The 15,912-nt window shown below is 69.7% G+C and carries 13 protein-coding genes; 6 read left to right on the forward strand and 7 right to left on the reverse strand.

Going from position 1 to position 15,912, the window contains the following annotated elements:
* Positions 1–34 precede the first annotated feature (34 nt).
* On the forward strand, positions 35–484 hold the full coding sequence (locus ABZX37_RS19485) for a MarR family transcriptional regulator (RefSeq protein WP_354741287.1): 450 nt from the start codon (positions 35–37) through the stop codon (positions 482–484).
* On the opposite strand, the gene ABZX37_RS19490 is transcribed toward ABZX37_RS19485, so the two are convergent.
* Positions 475–1,092: a VC0807 family protein gene (locus tag ABZX37_RS19490; RefSeq protein ID WP_354741289.1), complete on the reverse strand. Its 618-nt coding sequence runs from the start codon at positions 1,090–1,092 to the stop codon at positions 475–477. The genes ABZX37_RS19485 and ABZX37_RS19490 overlap by 10 nt on opposite strands.
* 223 nt (positions 1,093–1,315) lie before the next feature.
* Between ABZX37_RS19490 and ABZX37_RS19495 the strand changes: the two genes are divergently transcribed.
* From ABZX37_RS19495 to ABZX37_RS19515, 5 genes are all read left to right on the forward strand, one after another.
* Entirely contained in the window at positions 1,316–1,924 is a 609-nt protein-coding gene (locus ABZX37_RS19495) for a DUF1453 domain-containing protein (protein ID WP_354741291.1), read from the forward strand.
* Positions 1,921–3,075, forward strand: coding sequence for a histidine kinase (locus ABZX37_RS19500; protein ID WP_354741293.1), 1,155 nt, complete (start codon positions 1,921–1,923; stop codon positions 3,073–3,075). Before ABZX37_RS19495 ends, ABZX37_RS19500 begins: the two co-directional genes overlap by 4 nt.
* Positions 3,072–3,728, forward strand: coding sequence for a response regulator transcription factor (locus ABZX37_RS19505; RefSeq protein ID WP_354741295.1), 657 nt, complete (start codon positions 3,072–3,074; stop codon positions 3,726–3,728). Before ABZX37_RS19500 ends, ABZX37_RS19505 begins: the two co-directional genes overlap by 4 nt.
* 133 nt (positions 3,729–3,861) lie before the next feature.
* On the forward strand, positions 3,862–4,257 hold the full coding sequence (locus ABZX37_RS19510) for a hypothetical protein (protein ID WP_354741297.1): 396 nt from the start codon (positions 3,862–3,864) through the stop codon (positions 4,255–4,257).
* Positions 4,258–4,434: 177 nt separating this feature from the next.
* Complete coding sequence (locus tag ABZX37_RS19515; protein ID WP_354741298.1) at positions 4,435–6,612, forward strand: BTAD domain-containing putative transcriptional regulator; 2,178 nt, start codon at positions 4,435–4,437, stop codon at positions 6,610–6,612.
* Here the strand turns inward: ABZX37_RS19515 and ABZX37_RS19520 are convergent.
* From ABZX37_RS19520 to ABZX37_RS19545, 6 genes are all read right to left on the reverse strand, one after another.
* A complete protein-coding gene (locus ABZX37_RS19520; RefSeq protein WP_354741300.1) occupies positions 6,566–7,132 on the reverse strand; it encodes a hypothetical protein in 567 nt (188 codons plus the stop codon). The genes ABZX37_RS19515 and ABZX37_RS19520 overlap by 47 nt on opposite strands.
* A complete protein-coding gene (locus tag ABZX37_RS19525; RefSeq protein ID WP_354741302.1) occupies positions 7,129–8,742 on the reverse strand; it encodes an extracellular solute-binding protein in 1,614 nt (537 codons plus the stop codon). Before ABZX37_RS19525 ends, ABZX37_RS19520 begins: the two co-directional genes overlap by 4 nt.
* Positions 8,739–9,878: a toxic anion resistance protein gene (locus tag ABZX37_RS19530; protein ID WP_354741304.1), complete on the reverse strand. Its 1,140-nt coding sequence runs from the start codon at positions 9,876–9,878 to the stop codon at positions 8,739–8,741. Before ABZX37_RS19530 ends, ABZX37_RS19525 begins: the two co-directional genes overlap by 4 nt.
* On the reverse strand, positions 9,878–10,954 hold the full coding sequence (locus ABZX37_RS19535) for a hypothetical protein (RefSeq protein WP_354741306.1): 1,077 nt from the start codon (positions 10,952–10,954) through the stop codon (positions 9,878–9,880). The genes ABZX37_RS19530 and ABZX37_RS19535 overlap by 1 nt, the downstream gene beginning before the upstream one ends.
* 149 nt (positions 10,955–11,103) lie before the next feature.
* Positions 11,104–11,826, reverse strand: coding sequence for a hypothetical protein (locus ABZX37_RS19540; protein ID WP_354741308.1), 723 nt, complete (start codon positions 11,824–11,826; stop codon positions 11,104–11,106).
* 226 nt (positions 11,827–12,052) lie between these two features.
* Positions 12,053–15,868, reverse strand: a complete 3,816-nt coding sequence (locus ABZX37_RS19545) for a tetratricopeptide repeat protein (protein ID WP_354741310.1) — start codon at positions 15,866–15,868, stop codon at positions 12,053–12,055.
* Positions 15,869–15,912: the final 44 nt, after the last annotated feature.

Raw genomic sequence — 15,912 nt, forward strand, 5'->3', positions numbered from 1 at the left:
CCGCTTCCCTAGAACTTCTAGCTACCATTCGGTCGTGGCGGACGAACAGACGGCGCGGCAGGTCTCCCTGGCAGTGCGGCGACTGCTGCAAGCGGGCCGGGGCATGCAGGCGGCGCTGGCGCGCAGGCTGTCGCTGCGGGTCACCGACGTGCAGGCCATCGACCAGGTGGTCTCCAGCCCCGAGCTGATCGGACCAGGCGAACTGGGCAACCGGCTCGGCATCACCTCGGCCTCGGCGACGGTGCTGGTCGACCGCCTCGCCGCCGCCGGGCACCTGGCCCGCCACGCCGACCCGGCCGACCGGCGGCGCGTCCACCTCCAGGCCACCGACCACGCCCGCGAGGACGTCCGGACTGCGCTGACCCCGCTGCTCACCGAGATCGAGGCCATCACCAACCGCCTCGACCCCGAGCACGTCCCCGTCGTCCTGTCATTCCTCGACGACGTCGCAGCCGCCATGCGCGCCTACGACCGTCAGCCCTGAGCCGCCTGCTCGAACCGCCGCTTCGTCACCACAGTCCACCCGATCAGCCCCGCGAAAGCGACGACCATCAGCGCCTGCGAGAAAGCAGCCGCCGTGTCGAACGGCAGCGTGTAAACGCCCACGATGCGCAGCACCGAATCAGCAGTCAGCCCGACGCCCCACACCAATGAGATCTGGTACCACCGCCGCCGAAGGGTCGCGTCCTGTGCGGTGGCGTCGAATTCACGCTGCCGAGCACCGCCCGCCGAATGGGCGAGGCGGCGGGCCGCGTAGTACGCGAGAGGGCGGCCGAGCACGCAGCTGCCGACCAGGGCCACCCCAGCGCAGAAGGTGGTCACCGATTCCTTCGCCAGCAGCAGGCGCGGGTCGCCGGTCAGGAAGCTCAGCCCCAGGCCCAGACCGAAAAGCAGCACGAGGAACGACGAGAACAGGTCGATCCGGCGCTGCGCGACCGCGACCCAGATCGTCCGCAATCCGGCGACGATCGTGCCGGCCAGCAGCGACACGTACGCACTCGCGCCGAGCAGGTTGGCCGCGTAGTAGACGACGACGGACAAACCGACGTCCAGGAACATCGTGGTGATCATCGTGCGGGTGGACTTGGTCATGCCGGGCTCCCCGTTTTCGGCTTGAGTGCTGGGATTCGCCAGGAAACGCTACGGTCGCCGCCGCCCGCCGTCTTGCGGCTCAGGGGGTATCCCGGGTGGAGAAACACCGGCTCGGGTGGAGGGATTTCTCCACCCGGAGATACCCCGCGCACCGCACGACTTCGAAGCCGTTCCTCCGTAGTTTTCTCGGCATCGGAACGGATGCGAAAGGCAGGAACAACTCATGAGCGGACCCGTGGAGATCGTCCTGATCGTGGCGGCGATCGGCTACCTGATGGTGCGGCGGCTGATCGGCGAACCCGCGCAGGCCAAGCAGATGCTCATCCTGCCCGCGGTGCTGTCCGTCGTCGGCCTCAGCACTTTGTCCGGCGAGGTGAAGACGCCCGCCTCGATGGTCTTCCTCGTCGGGACCGCGGCGGTCAGCGTCGCCCTCGGCGTCCTGCGCGGGATGAGCGTCCGGATCTCCCGGCGCGACGGCACCGCCTTCGTCCGCTACACCGCGCTCACCGTCGCGCTGTGGGTGGCGAACATCGTGGTCAAGATCGGCGTGAACCTCGCACTCGACGCGTTCGCCCCGCAGGACGCCGGCGGCGTCGCCAACAGCATGCTGCTCACCATCGGCGTCGGCATCCTCGCCGAAGGGCTGGTCGTGCTCTACCGCGCACTGCGCGCCGGGCACCAGGTCATGTGGACCCAGGGCAGCGACGGCGCTCCCGGGCAGACCTCGCCGCTGCTGGACAACATCCAGCGCAACCTCAACGGCCGTCCGGCGGAGTGGAACACTCAGTCCGCCCACGACGCCGCCCCGACGAGGAGGAACCTGGTCCCATGAGCACGCCGGACCAGCGGTCGCTGTCGCTTCTCGGGCAGTACCGGGACGAGCTGATCCAGCCCGTCCTCGTCCTCACCGCCATCGCTTGCACCGCCGTTCAGTGGCCGGACGCGCAGATCGCGTACCGGCCATTGGCCTTGCCGCTGTTCGTGCTCGCCTCGGTTTCCGGGATCGTCTCGCTGCTGCCCTGGACCCGGCTGTCCGAGCACCGGCAGATCGGGGTGATGAGCGCCTACATGCTGTTCGGCGCGCTGCTCCTGCCGCTGACGCACGGAACGTTCGCGGCGATGTTCCCGTTCGTCGCCGCGTCCGCCTCGGGGGTCAAGCTCGCGTCCCGCCGGGCCGCGGTGACCATCGCGGTCGCCGGCACCGCCGTCGCGGCCGCCGCGACCTGGACGGTCGGACACCTGTCACCGGGCTTCCCGGTGTGGCCGGTGTGGGTGACGCTGACCGTGGGCCTGCCGGTCGCCGTCGGCATCTCGCACCACGACCGTCTTGACGCCGTTCGCAACGCGCAGCTCGCCGCGGACGCGGCCCAGCGCGCCCGCGAGTCCGAGGCGCGCGAGGCCGCGCTCGTCGAACGAGGCCGGATCGCGCGCGAGATTCACGACGTGCTCGGTCATTCGCTCTCGGGTATCGCGCTGCAATTGGACATGGCCGACGCACTGCGCGACAGCGGCCGCGACGACGAGGCAGCTGCCGCGGTCCGCAAGGCGCGCGCCATCGCCGTCGACTCGATCAACGAGACCCGCCGCGCGGTGCACGCGCTGCGCGAAGACACCTTGCCGCTGCCTGAGACGTTGTGCCAACTCGCCGAACACGCGTCGGCGGAGTTCGCCATCGAGGGCGAGGCCGGGGTGGTCGGCCCGGAGACCACGCACACCATGGTCCGGGCGGCGCAGGAGGCGATGACCAACGCGGCCAAGTACGCGCCGGGCGCGACCCGCAGCCTGCGACTGGCCTTCACGGCTGATCAGGTAAGGCTGATCGTGCACAACGGGCCCGCGACCGAGCCGCTGCGTGCCGAACTGGCCGGCGGTTCCGGGGTCGGGCTCGTCGGGATGCGCGAACGGGCCGCCCTGCTCGGCGGCACCCTGCGAGCAGGCCCCGCCGGCGACGGCTGGACCGTGGAACTGGAGCTGCCTCGATGACCGACCGCCCGATCAGCCTCGTTGTCGTCGACGACCAGGCGACCGTCCGCGAGGCGCTCGCGGTCATGCTCGACCTCGCCGAAGACGTCACCGTCGTGGCGACCGCGACCAACGGGGCCGAAGCCGTCGAGGCGGCGCGGCGGCACCATCCGGACGTCGTGCTCATGGACCTCAACATGCCGGTGCTGGACGGGGTCGGCGCGACCGGGCGCATCCGCGAAACCCAGCCGGACACCACCGTGCTCGTGCTCACGACGTTCGACGACGACAAATCGATCCTGGCCGCGCTGCAGGCGGGCGCGAGCGGCTACCTGACCAAGGAAGCCGACCGCACCACGATCCTGCACGCCGTGCGCACCGCCGCGCAGGGCCAGACCGTGCTCTCGCCGGAGGTGCAGCGGCGGCTGCTCGCGCTGGCCGCCAAACCGGCTCCGCGCGCGGAACCGGAGCTCGCGCTGACCGCGCGCGAACGGGAAATCCTCGGCCTGATCGGCGACGGCCTGCGCAATCCGGAAATCGCGGCCGCATTGGTCATCAGCGAGGCCACCGTGAAAACCCACATCAACAACCTTTTCGCTAAAGCGGGTTTCCACTCGCGCGCCGACGCGGTCCGCTACGCACTCAACTATCAGAACGGTCAGCGCCAGCAATAACTGAAGCCGCGCAAGGGTTTGTCGCGGTTTCCGCGATGACGCATCGATGCCGCATCCGCGACGCCGCGACCGGACAGCATGGGTCGCGAGGCGCACCGCCCGAGGTGCTCCCAGGCGCGAAGGAATATTCGTTATGGTTCGATTCACCGGCCCCGGTTCTCTTTCCGAAAGAGCCGCCAAGCCGTTCCTCGCCATCGCATTGACTATCGTCGCGTTGTTCGCGGGCGCGAGCGTCGCCACGGCGGCCCCGGCCGCGCCACCGGAGACGGGAACCCTCAGCTCAGCGGGCTCCCGCACCGCGGACCACGCCGTACCGCCGGTATTCAACTGCAACTATTACTCCCGGGCCCCGTTCCACGACGTCGCTCTCAGCTGCGCGGTCCAGGCGGGGGTGATGCGGGTTTACCTCATCTGCTCGGACAATGCCCTGGTCTACGGCCCCGTGATGTACGCGGGCAACATCTACCGTTTCGTTCTTTCCTGCCCGGGCGTACCGGTGCGAACGATTAACTGGGAATCCTTGGGTTAGCCCGGAAACGTCCCGGGGCGGCCATCCGGCGGGCCGCCCCGGGACGCGTTCCCGGTCCGCTTGGCCGAAACTGCTCGCCCGTAGCGCCGCAGATCCGCCCTCGCCGTTGCACGGCCCGGGCAAAGGCCGCTAGACACACTACGTCCTGGTCCGGCGACCGGCTCACGGGTGATCACGATGACGGTACGATTCCGTCTGCTCGGCCCTGTTGGCGTGACGGTGGACGACCGTGCGATCGCACTCGGCCATCAGCAGTTGCGCTGCATGGCGGCGGTGTTGCTGACCGAGGCCAACCAGACGGTCGCGATGGACGAGCTCATCGACCGCGTCTGGCCCGAAGGCGCGCTCCCCCGGCAGCCGCGCCGGGCGGTGCAGCACAACATTCCGTTGCTGCGCAAGGTGCTCGCTCCGATTCCGGAGGTCGCGCTCACCCGCAACGGCTGCGGTTACCGGCTTTCCGTCGAACCGGACGCGATCGATCTGCACCGTTTCCACGCGCTGCTGGAACAGGCCCGTAACACACCGCAACACGACTCCCGTGCGGACCAGATCGCCGCGGCCGCCCTCGAACAGGCGCTGTCCTTGTGGCAAGGCAAGCCTTTCTCCGATCTCGCCGCCGCGGCCGACATCCCGTGGCTGTGCTCGCTGCGCGCCGCGCTGACCGCACGCCAGCGAACCGCCCGCCTCGACCTGACCGATATCCGGCTGCGCCAAGGCAACCACGCCGAACTGCTCGCCGAACTCGCCGCCGACACCGCGAGCCACCCGTTCGACGAACGCCTCGCCGGGCAGTACCTGCTGGCCCTCTACCGCAGCCGCCGCCAAGCCGAGGCGCTGCAGCATTACCATCGCCTGCAACGCGTTCTGGCCGACGAGCTCGGCACCGACCCCAGCCGTCCGCTCCGTCAGTTGCACGAGCAGATCCTCGCCGCCGACCCCGCGCTGGCCGCGCCCACGCCGGAACCCGCGACCCGGCCGTCGGTCCCCCGGCAACTGCCGTGCCCGCCCCGGCTGTTCGCCGGCCGCAGCGGCGAACTCGTCCAACTGGACCGGCACATGGACCTGGCTGGCACGGTGGCCATCGGCGGCACCGGCGGGATCGGCAAAACGTGGCTGGCGCTGCACTGGGCGCATCAGCGGCTCAGCCGGTTCCCGGACGGGCAACTTCACGTCAACCTGCACGGTTTCGATCCCACCGGGCAGCCCGTGGCCGCCGCCGAGGCAGTGCGCGGATTCCTGGACGCCCTCGGCGTCGTCCCGTCCGCGATCCCCGTCGACTTGGAAGCGCAAATCGGGCTCTACCGCAGCCTGCTGGCCGGGAAACGGATGCTGCTCGTGCTGGACAACGCCCGCGACATCGACCAGGTCACGCCGCTGCTGCCCGGCACTCCCACCTGCACCGTCCTGATCACCAGCCGCCGCCATCTGGTCGGCCTCGCCGCGCTGTACGGCGTCCACCTGCTCAACCTGGACGTGCTCCCGGACTCCGACGCCCGGGAACTCCTGGCCGGACACCTCGGTCCGGAGCGGCTTGCCGCCGAACCGGACACGGTCGCCGATCTGCTCACGATGTGCGCCGGATTGCCGCTGGCAGTACGGATCGTGGCCGCCCGCGCCCAGCACCACCCGACGTTCCCGCTGGCAGTGCTGGCCGAGGAACTGCGCGACGCCTCCGCCCGGCTGGACGGCCTGAACGCCGGTGGCCTGCGCGTGAATCTGCGCGCGGTGCTGTCCTGGTCAGTACGGGCACTCAGCCCGCAAGCGACGCGGCTTTTCGGCCTGCTGGGCATCGCTCCCGGCCCGGACATCAGCCTGGCCGCCGCCGAGGCTTTGGCGGCACTTCCCGCCGCCCAACTGCGAACGGTCCTGCGCGAGTTAGAGATCGCTTCCCTGGTACAGCAACACGTTCCGGGCCGGTACCGGATGCATGACCTGGTCCGCCTGTACGCCAGCGAAACCGCCCAGCACACCCTCGCCGAAGACGCGCGCGACGCGGCTCTGCGGCGAATCCTGTACTTCTACACGCACACCGCCCACGCCGCCGACCGGCTGCTGAACCCGCGCCAGGACTCGGTCCCGTTAGATCCGCCCGCACCGGATGTCCTGCTCCATCCGCTGCCCGACGCGCTGGCGGCTCTGGCCTGGTGCAACACGGAGCACGCTTGCCTGCTCGCCGCGCAGCACACCGCGACCACGCTCGAACGGAACCCCGCCGGTTGGCAACTGGCCTGGGCGCTGGAGACTTTCCAAGTCCGGCTGTCCCGGCTCTACGACCGCCTCGCCCGGTGGCAGGCCCCGCCGGGTCTCGCTACGGCTCCTCGCCGAGGTAGCGCGTCTGGTCCTTCTGCTGGTTGACCTCCGCCGCGTAATACTCCTCCGCCAGCTGATGCGTGCGACGCTCGATCAGCCCCAGCTGGGTCGCCAATTCCTGCCCCGCCTCGCCCCGATGCGCGGCGAACCACCGCGGCAAGTTGAGATACGTCTGAACCGACAACGGCAAATCCGTCCGCGCCAGCAACAACACCCGATGCTGCAAGTCCGGATTCCCCGCCAGCCGTCGAGGATCCGCGAGCAGATCCGACAACATCTCCGCCACCCGCCGCACTGCGTCCATAGTGGACTCTGGAAGCCGACCAGAAGCCGTCTGTACCAAAGTGTCCAGCGACGAACGGACCTCGGCTGCCTCCACCGACGGGTCGACAACCAGCCGCACCTTCTCCGGCGGGCCGAGCAGCGCGCCCGCCGCGTAAAGGACGGCCAAGACTACGAACATCAGCCACAACGGACCGATCACGCCGGTCACGTACAGCAGCAGCCCGGCCAGTGCGCCAACGCAGCCGAAGAGATTCTTGGTGGAGCCGAACCAGCGTCTCATTGATACCCGCGAATCTCCTGGAACACGCTGGACAACTGCACGTTCCTGGCATCGAAGACCTTGCCGCCGGTCAGTGCGGCGACCTGGCCGAGTTCGTCGCCGCTGCCCTCGCCGAACAGGACCGTGAACACCGGGATCTGCCGCATCGCGGGCGGCAGCGCGCCGAACGCCGCCTTGAACGCGGCGAGGTCCGAGCCGTTCTCGTTCTGGCCGTCGGTCATCAGCACGATCGAGTTGAAGCGGTCCGGATCCTTCGCGACGAGCGGCTCCAGCACCTGGTACCCGTGCCGCAGGGTGTCGTAGATGGCCGTGCCGCCGTTGGCCGTCAGGCCGCCGACGTAGTCCTTGATCTTCGCCAGTTCGGGCTGCGGGTACTGCTCGGGCACGGTGAACGTCGTCGGCATCCCCGGCTGGGTGTTGAACGGCAGCATCGTGACCTCTTCCCGGCTGCGGAACTGCCGGTAGCGGCCGACCAGCGAACTGTCCGCGCCGGTGAGTCCCGACAACGCCGAACGCAGCGCCTCGATCCGGCCGTCCCGCATCGACCCCGACGTGTCCAGCAGGTACAACGTCCGCGACGGGCGGCGGATCTTGCTGAAGTAAGCGGAAAGCAGCGCATCGACCGCCTGCTGGGTCGCCGGGAACGGAAGCTCCACCAGGTCGTGTGAAGCGAACTGCTGCCCGAGTTGGACGCCAGGGACAGCCGGGCGACGCTGCGTTGTGGTCATGATCCGGCGCTGCACATCGGGCGTGCGCAGGTAGTCCGAGAGCTTCTGGTGCGCCGTGCGCGCGGCGTCGCTCGCGCCGTTGAGCAGGGTGAGCGGGTAGTCGGCGGTGACGACGCCGTCCGTCGGGTAGATCAGCGTCAGCGGCTGCGGCAGCTTGCCCGAGGCGTTCAACGACAGCAGGACGGACTCGTAGTTGACCAGTCCGTCGACCTTCTGCCCGGGATCCTGCCCGGTCGCGCGCTTCTGGAAGGCATCGGACAGCCAGCCCGACGAGCCCGCCGACATCTGCTGCGCGCTGAAGAACTGCGTGAGCTGCGGCGTGACCGCTTCGATCTGCTTCGCGTCGATCGCCGTGCCCGCGCCGGCGAGCGCCGAAGCGACCCCGACGAGCGCGGAGAACCCGGAGTTCGACGCCGACGGGTCGGTCATCCCGTAGCTGAACTCTTTCTTCCCGGCAGCCACGGCGATGTCGCCCCAGGTCGGCGATTTCCTGTCCCAGCCAAGCCGCTGCGCGACCGGTGCCGAGAGCCCGAGCACCACCGGCGAACGCATGATCTTCGCCTGGTTGCCGAGCCGTTTGTTCGCGTCGGGAATGCCTGCCGGGTAACGGTTCGAGGAGAACCACACCGTGTCGTACTTCCCGTCGACGCTGCCCTTCGCTAGCGCCTCCGCGCCTTCCAGCGTGCCGGTGAAAGTGAACTTGACCCGCACGCCGGTCGCCTTCGCGGCTTCATCGAGGACCGGCTGCAGGTCGGCCAGCTCGCTGCCCGCGAACACTCGCAAGGTGTCCGCCGCAGGCTGGCCCGGATCGGCCGGTTCCGCCGACGAACAACCAGTCACCAGCAGTGCGGCGGCCAGCGCCAGTACGCCGAGTCTTCTCACAGCTCCCCCTCGTGCGACCGGCGCAGCCGATCCTCCGCGCGACGCAGCTCCCCGGACAGGGATTCCACAGTGGACGCCATCCGCGACACAGCTTCGGCCTTGAACCCGTCGATCGCGTCGAACGCCGAGTAGATCCGGTCGAACGACTCGCGCAGGGTGTCGACCGCGATCGCCGGGTCGCTCGAAGCCTTGCGGATTTCCTCGCTCTGCGACTGCAACAGCTCCGCGTTCGCCCGCAGCAGGCCGTTGGTGGTCGCCTGCAACGCGTTGACCTCGTCGAGCACGTCACGCTGGTTGGCCAGCGCCGCACTCACCAGCATCGCGACGCGCAGCGCGGAAACCGTCGTGGTCGCCGCCCGCTCGACGCCGCGGATCAGCTCGTCGTTGGTCCGCCGCACCAGATCGAGCGCGAGATACCCCTGTGCGCTCACGGCCAACTGCGTCAGCACATCCTGGTGCCGCTGGCGGATCGGATACAGCAGGTCGGCGCGCAAAGCGTTGGCGTGCGCGGGATCCGTCAGATCGAAGACGCCCGCCTGCCGATCGATCGCCCCGTCGACCGCCTCAGCGAACGCGGCGGCCTCGGCCAGTTTGCCCAGTGTCGCCCAAAGCCGCTCGCGTTCGCCCTTGATCGCCGCGTTGTCGCGCCGCAGCACGTCCTGCCGCACGCGCAACTCGCGGACCAGCGCGTTCACCGGCTCGTTCGCCGCCCGATACCGGTCAAGCGCCCGCTTCGCACTGGCCGCCGCAGGGAAGATCCCGAGCAGCTTGCGGCCAGTGATGGGCAGCTTCGCCGGATCGAGTTCCGCGACCGTGCGGCGCAACTCGGTCAGGCTGATCGTCACTTCCTGTTGCGGCGAACGAGCAGCGTCGAGTGCCTTCGTCGACCGGTCCAGCATCGTGCCCGCGACGGTCGCCGCCGTGCGCATGTCTGCCTCGCCGACCGCGAGGATCTCGTCAAGCAACGCGGTGAACTCGGGCGATTTGACGTCGAGCGCTTCGAGCCGCGAGGCGAATTCTTCGGCCCGCTGGGAAATCCCGGCCCGGGTGTCGTCGCCGAGCGTGATGAGCCCGGCCGCGCGTTCCACGGGCACCGCCGCCACCGGTTCCGGCGGGGTGAGGGTGAATTCGTCCATCAGTACTGCTTCTGGATCGCGTCGAGCATGCGTTCCAGGGTCTCGAAACTCGGCGGCTCGACGGCGTCGACGAGCTCGCCCGGCACCTTGGCCCGCGCGGCGACCTCGCGGAACACCTGCGGATTCGTCGTACGGAACCCGAAGGCGGCGGCGAGCTTGCCGAGCTCCGGATCCGTCGACAGCGCCTGGCCGACCTTGTTTCCGTTGGCGGAGAAGGGAACCAGGGTATGCTTGGAATACACCGTCGGCGCCGTGTAAAGCATCCGCATGTCCGGCCGAATCGAGCCGTCGTTCCGCAGCACCCGGTCGACGTACTGCGACTCGTAGATCAACGCGAGCGGCGTCTTGCCCATGCCCGCCGACAGGTAGTCCTCGAACGGCCCCTCGGTGCTGTTCTGCGTATACCCCTGGTCCAGGAACAACTTCGCGACCTGTGGCAGCACCTTCGTCTCCTGGTCCGGACTGGAGACGACATTGTTCCCGTTGGCCACGAACGAAACGATCGACAGATACATCGCCGCGGAATTGGACTCGCGCGGGTCGGTAGTGGTCACGAGGACGTTCTTGCGCACCGGGTAGGCCGTGTTGTTCGGCAGCTGATCCCAGCGGGTGCCCGCGAGCTGCAGGTACTTCGCGATGTCGAGCACCTGGTAGTCGCCCGCGCCCTTGTGCACCACGCCGTTGCCGCTCAGCAGCTGCACGATCGGCTCGAACGTCGCGACCGCCATCGGCGACTGGAACGGCGTGTAGACCGTCGTGACCTTCCTGTCGCGCTGGATCTTCTGCGCCGCCGGCGACGAGGAGGGGAACGCGAACTCGTACTTCCCGAGGTCCACGGCAGTCGCGATCTGCCGCGACCCCGCGGTGTCGACCTCGACCTTCAGCCCCTGTTTGGCGAACGCGTCCACCACTCGCTGATCAGTGAAGAAGGCCTGCTTCTCCGACCCGATCACCCCGCGCACGACGGTAATTCCGCCGCCGGCCGCGCGGTCTTCGCCGGACCGCCCCCAGACCACGACCCCCACCACGGCGAGCACCAAAACCACAGCCAGCCCGATCGACAACCGGCGCTTCACGACCCACCCTCTCGCACGTCCCCCGACGCGTTCTTCCCGAATCCTTCAGCTTTTGACGCGCGGCACGGGGATTTCGGCGTGAACGGTCGATGAACAACCGGGGTCTTTGGTGGCGCGGTGGCGGAATCCGTTTGGCGGCGGGGATTTTCTTACGCCGGGAGGTCGTCGAGGCTGATCCGGAACCAGTCGTCTCCGGTCACGAGGTGCAGGTCCGCGCCCCTCCCGAATACCCTCGCCTGCCGCGGTACCTCGTGTCCGTCGGGCAGAACGAGCCGGTACTCGCCGGTCACCCGGAAGCGGCCGTCGTCCAGGACCCCGGCCACCAGCCGATCACGCAACGGCTCGTAACCGCCGTACAACGCCACCCGGGAACCGCGCACTGCCAAGGCGATGGCGCCGCTGATGCCGTTGGTCCACCCGGTCACGCCGTCGTCGCGGATCCGGACGACGGGCCAATCGGTGTAGTAGCACGTCCAGGCGGTGTCGCCGTCGACGTTGAGTGCGTAGCAATCCAGAAAGTTGCCCCGCGCCGCCCGAGCGAAGTCGGGATAATGCCATTCCCCAGTCAAGTCGGCCGAGAACCGCACCAGCCCACTCCGGCCGATCGGAGGCGCGCCGCCGCCGTGGCTCCAGCCGTTCGAGCCGAGGACGCCCTCATCGAAGTAGCCGACCCAGGTCTCGCCGCTCCGCGTGGTCTGGACGTGGTCGATCCCGTCGCGGAACGTCTGCTCGGCCAGCGCTTCGCCGTCGGGGCCGTAGACGATCGCGTTGCGGTCCGGGCTTTCCGGCCGCCACGTGCACCAGGCACCGCCGTCGGCCGCGATTCCGGCGCGCGCGGAAACCTCACCGGCTGGTCCTCGGGGGCCGACCACAGCGCCATCAACTCGCCGAACGGCCCGATCGACTCCGAAATCCGCACATCTCCCCGCTGCGGCGGCACGATTCGCGCATGGTGCCAGACAGGAACGGTCGGCAGCGCCAAGACCTTCGCCCGGCGCTCGGCGTACTTCCGCTCCCACTCTCGCATCCGGGTATCCGACCACGCTCAAGTCCGCGAACTCCACCGAATTCCCCGAGTTTCCCCGAACCACCCGAGGGTCAAGGCGATCCACGGCCGAAGCGAAGATAGTTCCGGACGGAATCCGCCTCCGACGAGCCGATGCGGTCGAAGATCTCCAGCGCGGCGCGCAGGCAGTCGCGCGCGGCGTCCTGATCGCCGCGCGAAAGCGCGCAGCGGCCGAGCCCGGCCAAGGCCTGTGCCTCTTCCAGCGGGCTGTTCACCTCGCGAGCCAGCGGCAGCGCGCTCCGGTACCGCTCGCCCGCGTCCTCCGCCTGCCCGGTCGCCAGCAGCAGCGCGCCCATGTGGTTCAGCGTCTCGGCTTTGCCGAGCTGGTTGCCCAGCTCGGAGAAGATGTCCAGGGCCTCGGTGTGGCACTTTTCCGCGGACTCGAGTTCCCCGAGAAGACGCAGCGCCGCACCGAGTTCGTTGAGTCCGAACCCTTCGCCGAGCCGGTCGCCCAGCGCGCGGGAGATCGCCAGCGCCTCGTTGTGCGCGGCGGCCGCTTTCCGCGGTTCGCCGATCATCCGCCAGGCCACGGCGAGGCTGTTGAGCGCGAACGATTCGTGGAAACCGTCGCCGAGCCTGCGGAAGCCGCCGACCGCGCGGGTGTTCGCGTCGACCGCGCCGGGGAAATCGCCGATCGCCCGCCGCGCGACCCCCAGTTCGTTCCAGGCGTCCGCCTGCCCCAGAAGGTCGTCCAGCTCCTCGTAAATGCTCAAGGCGTGCTCGTGCGAGCCGACCGCGGCCCGGTAGTCGCCGTTGACCAGATACAGGATGCCCAGTTCGTTGCGTGCGTGTGCTTCCCCGCTGCGATCGCCGAGTTTCATCGCCATGGCGAGCGCGCGCTGGAAGGCCTCGGCGGCGCCGGGATAGTCGTCGAGGCAGCGCCGCACAGCCCCGAGCTGACTGAGCGCGGCAGCCTGTCCCGCCTCGTCCCCCAGCGCCGTGTAACTCTCCAGGGCGGCAGTGTGCGACGTGGCCGCGGACTGATAGTCGCCGATGCGCCGCTGCACGCCTCCCAGATGGTTCAACGCGCGCGCCCGCGCCGCCTCGTCGCCGTTGTGCTCCGCCGCGCGCACCGCCGACTGGTGCAGCCGCGACGCCCGGTCCCACGGCCCGGCGATATAGAGGAATTTGGCCAGGCACGCCGACAAATCGACGACCTGCTGATGCCAGCCGTGCCGGATGGCGTGGTCGGCGCAGGCGAGCAGGTTGACAGACTCGACCCGCATCCACCGCCACGCTTCGATGCTGTTGGCCACCCGGGTGTCGCGGGCCGCCCGCCGCCGGAGCGACCGGGTTTCCCGGAGCCCGTCGGTGGTCACGTCCTTGGCGATGCGCGCGGCCGCGTCGGCGGCGGTGTCGCAGTAGTAGTCGAAAAGCCTGCCGACCGCTCGTTCCGCCTCCTGCTGGCCGTCCTTGTGGCTGAGGTTCCGGGAGTACTCGCGGATCAGGTCGTGCATCCGGTAGCGGTCGAAGGCCGGCTCCTCGAGCATGTGGTCGTCGTAGAGGGCGCCGAGGTGCGCACCGGCCTCGGCCACCGGAATGTCCGCCATCGCCGCCGTCGCGTGCGCGTCGAGTTCCGGCCCCGGATGCAGGCCGACGCGGCGGAAGAACCGTTGCTGGCCGGGGCCGAGTTCGCGGTAGGACAGGTCGAAGGCGGCGGCCACCTCGATGTCCTCCGCGCGCAGCCGCCCGAGCCGGTCGTGCGTCGAGTCCAGTTCGTCCGCCAGGTCGGTCACTGTCCACTGTGGACGACTGCGGAGCCTCCCCGCCAGCAGCGTCACCGCCAGCGGCAGCCATCCGCACAGCCGCACGACCCGCTCGACCGCTTCGCTCTCCTCGGGCCGGACCGGCCTGCCCGAAAGCCGCACGAACAACGCCGACGCCTCCTCGGCCGGCAGGACGTCGAGCGCCAGCGAAACCGCCCCGTCGAGGGCGATGAGCCTGCGGCGGCTGGTGATGATCACCAGCGATCCGGCCGTCGCGGGCAGCAGCGGTTCGACCTGCTGGTGGCTCAGCGCGTCGTCCAGGATCAGCAGCGCCCGCTTGTCCGCCAGCCGGTCGCGCCACAGCGCCGCCCTGGCGTCCAGCTCCGCGGGCATCTGCTGTGCGGTCACGCCGATCAGGGTCAGCAGCGACGCGAGCGCGTCCGCCGGTCCGACAGGCCGCTCGCCCGGGGTGTGCCCGTGCAGCCGCAGGAACAGCTGCGCGTCCGGGAACCGGTCCGCGAGAAGGTGGCCCGCGTGCACGGCGAGCGCGGTTTTCCCGACTCCCGCCATGCCGTCGATCGCGTGAATGGCCACCATGCGGCCGGTTTGGACCGCGTCGGCGACCTCGTTGAGCACGTTCTCCAGTTCCGCGGCCCGGCCGGTGAACGCGGGAGCGTCGCGGGGAAGCGTGCGTTTCGCCAGCTGGCCGTTCACGCCGCCCTCCCGCTCCGGCGGGTACCGGAAAGGCTGGTCGGCGGGCGGAGCGAGGAGGCCCGGGGGTTCGCCGGTCCCGCCGGCGGGCCACGGATCGCCGGGCAGGCTCACCCAGCCGGTCGTCCGGCCTTCCCGCAGCGGCACCGCGAAAGGCCGGGAGTTCTCCGCGCACCCGCTCTGGCTGTGCCGCACGACCTCGTCGAAGAACCACGTCGAGACCATCATCGCGAGAACGCTCGAAGACCCGGCCAGCGCGGACTTCAGCGCGGGCGAATCAACCAGCCGGAAAGCCAGCACGACCGCGTTCGACGTCACGCCGTGCTGGTCGTAGTGGACCTCGCCGGCGTGCACCGCCAGCCGCAACCGGATCTGTTCTTCCGCGGCGGCGACCCGGTTGTGGACCTCCAGGGTTTCGACGATCGCGCCGGGAAGCGATTCGGTGAAAGCCGCCTTCGGCACTTCCGGGGGAGCGAGCACCAGCACCCCGTCGCCCCGGTCCTCGTGGTAGCACGCCTCCCAGGGGATGCCGGCTTCCCGGAACGCCCGGCGCAGCGTCTGGTACATCGCGTCGCGCACGGACAGCTGGTTCCGGTTGGTCCGGCTCCGGTCGCTGAACCCTTCGACGTCGGCGACGAGAATCGTCCGGTGCACCGCCGCCGGGCGCGACCGGCCGTCGCCCTGCCCGGGCAGCAGGCCGAGGACGAACCGCTTGACCTGCCCGTAGACGAGCGACTCGCGGTCCTCGGGCTTGCAGATGCCCACGTGGTCCGCGTCCACCGGAATCGGGCGGACCCTCGGCAGCCCGGGATTGGCCGACGCCTCGTCCACCACCCGGACCCGGCGGGTCAGGCGCGTTTCGAAGAACACCAGGTTGGCGATGCCGGTCTCGTCCGCCCAATCCCGGTAGCGGTCGTTGAGCTGCCGCAAGTACGCGCCGTTGCGGCGCAGGTCCTCGACCGCGGGCGTGCCCCGGTACAGCACGCCCAGCGCGTCCACCGCCCGCGCCAGCCCGGAGCCGGTGTGCGGCGTGCTCAGGAAGACGACGCCCTGCGCCGCCTTCGCGAAGCACGCGAAATCGGTCCGGCTTTCAGCGGCGTGCAGCAGGATCTCCTTCACCAGCAGCCCGCCCATGCTGTGCGTGACGAAGCACAACGGACGCTCGCCGAGACCGGCGTTCCGCAGCTGCGCCATCAGGTTGACCGCCCGGTCCGGCACCGGCATCGACTGGCCGCGCCATCCGCTCGACCACGCCTCGTACCCAACGGTCCAGACCGCGACGCCGGCGAGGTCCGCGGCCAGCCACCGCGGCCAGAACGTGCCGTCCCCGCCGCAGCGCCACGACGCGCGGGCATCGCCGTCCAGCCCGTGGACGAAAACGACGTCCAGAACCGTCCGGCGCGGGACATGCACTGCCACGACCGCCGTCACTGCCGCTTCTCCCCTGCGCGTCCGCCCTTCGCGCCCCCAGCGCC

The sequence above is a fragment of the Amycolatopsis sp. NPDC004079 genome, from assembly GCF_040610415.1.
GTDB lineage: Bacteria > Actinomycetota > Actinomycetes > Mycobacteriales > Pseudonocardiaceae > Amycolatopsis > Amycolatopsis halotolerans.